We start from the raw sequence: 6939 nt of genomic DNA, 5'->3' as shown, positions 1-6939 counted from the left end.
CCGTGAAACGATATTACGCCGATGATAGTGCTGCAACCAGTGTGAAAGTAGGTTATCGTCAGGCTAGTTATAGTGAGAAAACCCCGTACAGTGATGTGCGGGGTTTTTTTACGTCTGCGGTTTTTAAAGTGGTGACAGCTGGCGCAGCGCGCCAGCGTTAAACTATCAAGCGATTAAAACGTGTACGCGATGCTGGCGCCGACCATCCAGTTGCGGCCCGGCGCTGCTTCGTAATAGCGTTTGTTGGTGTCGCCAACGATCAGCGAGCCGATATAGCCGCGGTCCAGCAGATTATTGACGCGGGCGAACTGCTTGAAGCGCCATGCACCCACCACCTGTTTCGCATTGACGCGCGCGTTGAGCACCGTATAACCGGGCGCCGGGATGTCGCTGTTCGCATCGTCTGCATAGATTTTGCTGCTGGCGATGGTTTCGAGGGCGGCGCCGATATGGTCCGACGCATTCTTCCACGCCAGTTCGGCGAACAGGTTGGCGTTCGGCACGCCGGGCAGGCGGCTGCCCGCCAGCACGTTGCCCACACCCTCGTCATAGACGGCGCGCAGCGCAGTGACGGCGACCCGGCCGCTGATGCCTGCGCCGAGCGTGCTATCGATCGATAGTTCAGCGCCCTGGCGTAGCGTCTTGCTGGCGTTTTTGTAGCTGGTTCTGCCGCCGACGGCGCTGTCGACCACCAGTTCATCGCTGGTGCGGACCTGGAATAGCGCGCCGTTGATGCGTGTGTTGGGAGCGATGATGGCTTTGGCGCCCGCTTCCAGGTGCGTGCTCTGGGCGGCGCGTAAATTGAAATTGAAGCCGCCGCCGGTGCCCGAATAAAACAACTCGTTCAAAGTCGGCGTCTCAAATCCGCGCGCGGTGCTGGCATACACATTGAGCAGTGGATTGACCTTGTACAGTACGCCCAGTACAGGCGTCGTATGGCTAAAATTGGCACTACCGCTATCATTGCCATTGGCAAGGAAGCGGTCGCCCACCTGCACCGTCAGGCGCGTGTGGCGCATGCCACCCGTTAATACCCACGCGCCTGCCTGCCATTCGGCCTGCAGGTAGGGATCGGCACTGGCGAGGGTGTCCTGCTCGTCGCGCCGCAGCGCGCCCTGCACGCCAAGCTGGCTGCCGATAAAATTTTCGTAGCCGGTACGCTCGTCGGTCGAGTGGCCGTAGTCGATGCCGATGGTGGTGGTCAGTGTGCCCGCCGCCAACGCGCGGATGCTGACCCAGTTGATATCGACGCCATAAAAATTGCGGTCGAAATCGACTACGCCGCCCGATTGCGATGGCGCCGCCTGAAAGCCTTTTGAAAACGCCTGGTATTGGACGACCTGGCGGTTACCACCATAGGTCATGACGTGCAGGCGGTCGTCGCCGAATTTCTGGTCGTAGGCGATGCCGATTTGCTGGTGGCGGATATCCTTGCGCGTGTTGTAACGCCCGGCCAGGGTGCGCTTCGGCGTTTGCGTGTCGGTGGTGTCAATTTCGCCGGCGCGCGGGTCACGCTGGTAGGTGGCCCAGGTCACGCCCAGCGGATCTTCAGTCCCATCCTGGCGCAATGTGTTGGCCACCAGGGTCAGTGTGCCGTCCTTCGTGGGCGTCATGGTCAGCTTGACGAAGGACTGGTCGCGGGTGGCAGCACTGTGGTCGCGGTAGCCGTCGGTGGCGAAGCGCGATGCATCGATGACGTAGCCGAGCGCGCCGCTGCTGCCTTGCGCGCTGATATCTGTCTTGCGGGCGCCATCGCTGCCGCTGGCCAGGTTGGTCTCGAGTGTCGGCCGGCCCTGGCCGTCGCGCGTAAACAGCTGGATCACGCCGCCCGAGTGGTTGCCGTAGATGGCCGAGAAGGGGCCGCGCAATACTTCGATGCGTTCGGCCCGATCCAGGTTGAAGGCCGACGGTTGTCCCTGGCCGTCCGGCATGGTCGCCGGTACGCCGTCGCCGATCAGGCGCACGCCGCGCACGCCGAAGGCCGAGCGGGCGCCAAAACCGCGCGAGGAAATCTGCAAGTCTTGCGCATAGTTTTGCCGGTTCTGCGCCACCAAACCAGGTACCGAGGCCAGCGCCTCGGAGGCATTCACGCGCATCTGGCCGTCGCTGATACGGGCGGCGTCGACGACATCGACCGCTGCCGGCAGGTCGAAGCTGGTATGGGCGATGCGGCTGCCACTGACCACCACCACATCAGCCATCGGCAGCATGGGGTCGGTGGCGCGCGCCACCGGTGCCAGCAGCGTCGAGCTGGCGGCAAACAGGCTGGCGACGGCCTTGAGTCGAAACGGGTGATGCATGAAATTCTCCATCAATGAAAGGCGACAATGACCGTTGAGTAGCAATATACCCGTCCGGCGCTTGGTTGCGCCGCACCCGAGACGTGGCACGCAGCTTGCTGCCAGCATTGACAGTCACGCTCTTTGTCGAAGGGATGTCGATCGCGCGGACAGCCGATTGCGCCAAGCTTCGTCGCGACAGTGTCGCGCTGATCGTTGTCCCGTTTCGTGACAGCTGTTCGATTCTGGGACAGTTGTGCAGCATCGCGCGGTGGGCATCACCTATGGCCGCAAGGCCGACGTGCGCTGGCACGGCATTTGCGAGATGACAGGGGTAGAGCAGACGATCGGGCCGCCACCGCGGTTTGACCACACCACCACTTAGAGGACGACATGAATCTCGCGGACATCAGCAAACTGGGCGTTGCCAACCCTTTCAAGCCACGCTACGACAATTATATTGGCGGCGCCTTCGTCGCCCCCGTCAACGGCGAATACTTCGGCAATATCACGCCGATTACCGGCGAAGTATTTTGCGAAATCGCCCGCTCCAGCGCCGCCGATATCGAACTGGCGCTGGACGCCGCCCACGCCGCCAAAGAAGCCTGGGGCAAGACTTCGCAGACTGAGCGGGCGAATATCCTCAACAAGATCGCCGACGTCATGGAAGCGAACCTGACCCTGATCGCCACCGCCGAGACGATCGACAATGGCAAGCCAATTCGCGAGACCATGGCCGCCGACATCCCGCTGGCAATTGATCACTTCCGCTATTTTGCCGGCTGCATCCGCGCCCAGGAAGGCTCGGTTGCGCAGATCGACCATGAGACGTACGCGTACCATTTTCACGAGCCGCTCGGCGTGGTCGGTCAAATCATTCCGTGGAACTTCCCGATCCTGATGGCGGTGTGGAAGCTGGCGCCGGCGCTGGCCGCTGGCAATTGCGTGGTGCTCAAGCCAGCCGAGCAGACGCCGGCGTCGATCATGGTGCTCATCGAGCTGATCGGCCACCTGTTGCCGCCTGGCGTGCTCAACATCGTCAATGGTTTCGGCCTCGAAGCGGGTAAACCGCTGGCGTCGAACAAGCGCATCGCCAAGATCGCGTTTACGGGCGAGACGGGGACGGGCCGCCTGATCATGGGTTATGCGGCGCAAAACCTGATTCCCGTCACCCTTGAGCTGGGCGGCAAGTCACCGAACGTGTTTTTTGCCGACGTCATGGATGCCGATGATGATTTCTTCGATAAATGCCTGGAAGGCTTTGCCATGTTCGCGCTGAACCAGGGCGAGGTGTGCACCTGTCCGTCGCGCGTGTTGATCGAGGAATCGATCTACGAAAAATTCATCGAACGGGCCCTCAAACGGGTCGCCGCCATCAAGCAGGGCAATCCGCTCGACGCCTCGACCATGATCGGTGCCCAGGCCTCGCAAGAGCAGCTGGAAAAAATCTTGTCGTATCTTGACATCGGCAAGCAGGAGGGGGCCGAATTGCTCGCCGGTGGCGCCCGCTGCGACCAGCAAGGTGACCTCAAGGGCGGCTATTACGTCACGCCGACCGTTTTCAAGGGCGACAACAAGATGCGCATCTTCCAGGAGGAAATCTTCGGGCCGGTCGTCTCCGTTACCACCTTCAAGGACGAAGCCGACGCCATCCGCATCGCCAACGATACCCTGTATGGCCTCGGTGCGGGCCTGTGGACACGCGATGGCTCGCGCGCCTTCCGTGTCGGTCGCGCCATCCAGGCGGGCCGCGTGTGGACCAACTGCTACCACCTGTATCCGGCGCACGCGGCGTTCGGCGGTTACAAGCAGTCTGGCATCGGTCGCGAAAACCACAAGATGATGCTCGACCACTACCAGCAGACCAAGAATCTGCTGGTTAGCTACAGCCCCAAAGCGCTCGGGTTCTTCTGAACATTTATGCGCTAAAAGGCCAGCCATGACACTCTCGCTCGACCGGGTCACCGCGACGCCAGCGGCCCTCTTGATGATCGCCGCGTTGCGCGAGCGGCACGGTCCTATCATGTTTTTCCAGTCGGGCGGCTGTTGCGATGGCAGCGCGCCCATGTGTTACCCGGCCGGCGAGTTCGCCGTCAGCGACAGCGACGTCTATCTCGGCAAGCTGAACGGCGCGCCGTTTTATATGGGACTCGAGCAGTTCGCCTACTGGGAGCACACCCAGCTGATTATCGATGTGGTAGTCGGCAATGGCGGCATGTTTTCATTGGATAACGGAACGGGGCGGCGCTTTTTGACGCGCTCACGCCTGTTCACCGATGAGGAGTTTGCTCAACTGGCGTCGCAGGGGAGCGGCGCCGCCAGTTGAGGCTGTATACGCGGTAGCGGGCGCGCCCGGCCATCTATTTCAGGTGGGGCATTTTTCTGTAAATCGTCGTGCGCGAGACCCCGAGCGAACGCGCGGTGGCCGACACATTGCCGCCATGCGCCTCAAGGGCGCGCACGATGGCCGCATGTTCCATTTGTTCCAGCCTGGTGCCCGTGGCGGACAGGGGCGCGGCTGCCGCCTGCACGGCGGTGTCGACAATGTCGTCAAGAAAATCGTCGGGCATGTGGAGCAGGCTGATCTCGTGCTCGTCGCCCGCCATGATGATCGCGGTGCGCAGCAGGTTGGTCAGTTGGCGGAAGTTGCCAGGCCACTTGTGCCGCTTGAACATGGCTAACAGATCGTTCGACACCGCATAGTGAGCGCCGCTCGATTCGGTGGCGAGAATTTTCTTGACCACGGTTTCCAGGTCGGTACGTTCGCGCAGGGGCGGCAACTTGACCACCAGGCCATTGAGGCGGTAATACAGGTCTTCGCGGAACAGCCCGCGGGCGATGCGTTCGCGCAGGTTGTGATTGGTCGCGCAAATTAGTTCAACATTGACGGCAATCGACTTGCCGCTGCCGAGCGGAGTGACCATGCGTTCCTGCAGCACCCGCAGCAGGCGGGCCTGCAAGCCGAGCGGCATGTCGCCGATTTCATCGAGAAATAGCGTGCCGCCATTGGCGGCCAGAATCTTGCCGATCGAGCCCTTCTTGCGCGCGCCTGTAAAGGCGCCATCTTCGTAACCAAACAGCTCCGATTCAATCAGCGTTTCAGGAATCGATGCACAGTTCACTGCCACGAATGGCCCACTGGCGCGGGGTGAATCGTTGTGGATGGCCTGCGCCAGCAATTCCTTGCCGGTGCCCGTCTCCCCCATTACCAAGATCGGAATATCGCGCCCCAGCACCTTGTTGACCTTGGCGATCAGCTGTTCCAGTTGCGGATCGCCCGTGTTCAAGTAGCGCAGCCCCGACAGCCGCCGCGCTGTCTGTTTCGCATGCGACAAGGGCAGCTGCGTCGTCCCGCTGGCGCGCTCGTGATTGCCAGAGAGGGCCTGGATGTCCTTCGACAGTCGTAACTTCGCGCGGCCGTAGACCCGCACGCCGCTATGCATGCACAGATCAAGCAGCCCGGGAGCGGCTGTGCGGTAGTGGTCGAACACGCTGGAGACCGGCATGCCGAACAGCGAGCTCAAGGTATGCGACTGCAGCGCCGCGAACGGCAGGCCCAGCTGGAACAGACCGTTGCGATTGGCTGCCAGAAAGCGTCCGCCTGGCGTAAAAGAGACGATGCCTTCCATGAGAGTGCCGATAAATTCCTGCCGTGCATGGAAGTGCAGGGTAATGGCGTCGTCGAAGGTGGCCGAAAACAGCTGATTTTCAATCATCAGCGCCGACATGCGCACCAGCGCCATGGTGTGCTTGTGAAAGCTGCGCTGGTCGCCGGAGACGTCGAGCACGCCCACCACATTGCCGGCGTGGTTGGTAATCGGCGCGGCCGAGCATGTAAGAAAATGGTTGGCGGTCAGATAGTGCTGGGTGGCGTGCACCAGCGTGGCGGTCTTTTCGGCGATCGCGGTGCCGATCGCATTGGTGCCCTTGCTCTGTTCTGACCAAGCGACGCCGGGCTGCAGCGCCACCCGGCTGGCCTTTTCGAGGAAGTCGTCGTCGCCCAGTGAATGGACGATGATGCCGTTCGCATCGGTGAGGATGACCATGTTGTGGGTATTGATGATCTGCTGGTATAGCGTTTCCATGGCCGGCACCGCATGGGTGTGCAACATGCGGTTCTGTTCGATGAGCAGGGCCAGATCGTTGCGTTCGAGGGGACTAAAATCAGAGCGGGCGTCGGGCAAGAGGCCGTAGCTGAGCGAGCGCTGATGCGATGACGCGATAATGAGCGGCATTTGGTCATCCCAGTTGTTGCCGGGATGAAGCGCTGGGCAAAGCGCGCCCTGTGCAGTTGCGTTATGCATGACTGTCTGTCTCCGGTGCGGCCCTCGAACGGGGCTCTGTGTCTGGATGGGCACGTTGATTACGGGTATCGGCTTCAGCGCCGCCCATGTCAAGGTGTGCCTTTAACTTTAGCATGTGGACGGCGTGGCGCCGCGCCGATGCAACCGGTTTAGCAGAACAAACGGTGGGGCCCTTTTTTTCGATGTTGCAGCAAAATAAGTAGGTGACAAGATCGCGGAAGTGCTGCATAATCTCATCTCTCTGCTGCAACGAACACAACGCTTCGCACCGCGCAGAATCAGTACCGAATAAAGTTCTTTAACAATTAACAGTCGATAAGTGTGGGCGTTTGATGAAAGTGCCAGTGACTTCGGTC

General features: G+C 61.0%; 4 protein-coding genes. 2 read left to right on the top strand and 2 right to left on the bottom strand.

Going from position 1 to position 6939, the window contains the following annotated elements; translation table 11 throughout:
• Positions 1 to 173: 173 nt before the first annotated feature.
• Complete coding sequence (locus ACP7BZ_RS22710) at positions 174 to 2300, bottom strand: TonB-dependent receptor family protein (RefSeq protein WP_426117440.1); 2127 nt, start codon at positions 2298 to 2300, stop codon at positions 174 to 176.
• A 372-nt stretch (positions 2301 to 2672) separates the two neighbouring features.
• Here ACP7BZ_RS22710 and adh point away from each other — a divergent pair, with 372 nt between their 5' ends.
• Both adh and ACP7BZ_RS22700 read left to right on the top strand, forming a co-directional pair.
• Positions 2673 to 4193 (top strand): aldehyde dehydrogenase, encoded by a 1521-nt coding sequence (adh, locus tag ACP7BZ_RS22705; RefSeq protein ID WP_426117438.1) that lies wholly within the window; start codon positions 2673 to 2675, stop codon positions 4191 to 4193.
• A 25-nt stretch (positions 4194 to 4218) separates the two neighbouring features.
• Positions 4219 to 4605, top strand: coding sequence for a DUF779 domain-containing protein (locus ACP7BZ_RS22700; protein ID WP_426117436.1), 387 nt, complete (start codon positions 4219 to 4221; stop codon positions 4603 to 4605).
• 34 nt (positions 4606 to 4639) lie between these two features.
• On the opposite strand, the gene ACP7BZ_RS22695 is transcribed toward ACP7BZ_RS22700, so the two are convergent.
• Positions 4640 to 6514, bottom strand: a complete 1875-nt coding sequence (locus tag ACP7BZ_RS22695; protein WP_426117434.1) for a sigma-54-dependent Fis family transcriptional regulator — start codon at positions 6512 to 6514, stop codon at positions 4640 to 4642.
• Between the last annotated feature and the right edge of the window lie 425 nt (positions 6515 to 6939).

It is taken from the genome of Massilia sp. PWRC2, assembly GCF_049896725.1.
Classification (GTDB): domain Bacteria; phylum Pseudomonadota; class Gammaproteobacteria; order Burkholderiales; family Burkholderiaceae_D; genus JAFCUW01.
This window is presented reverse-complemented; position numbering and strand designations above follow the sequence as displayed.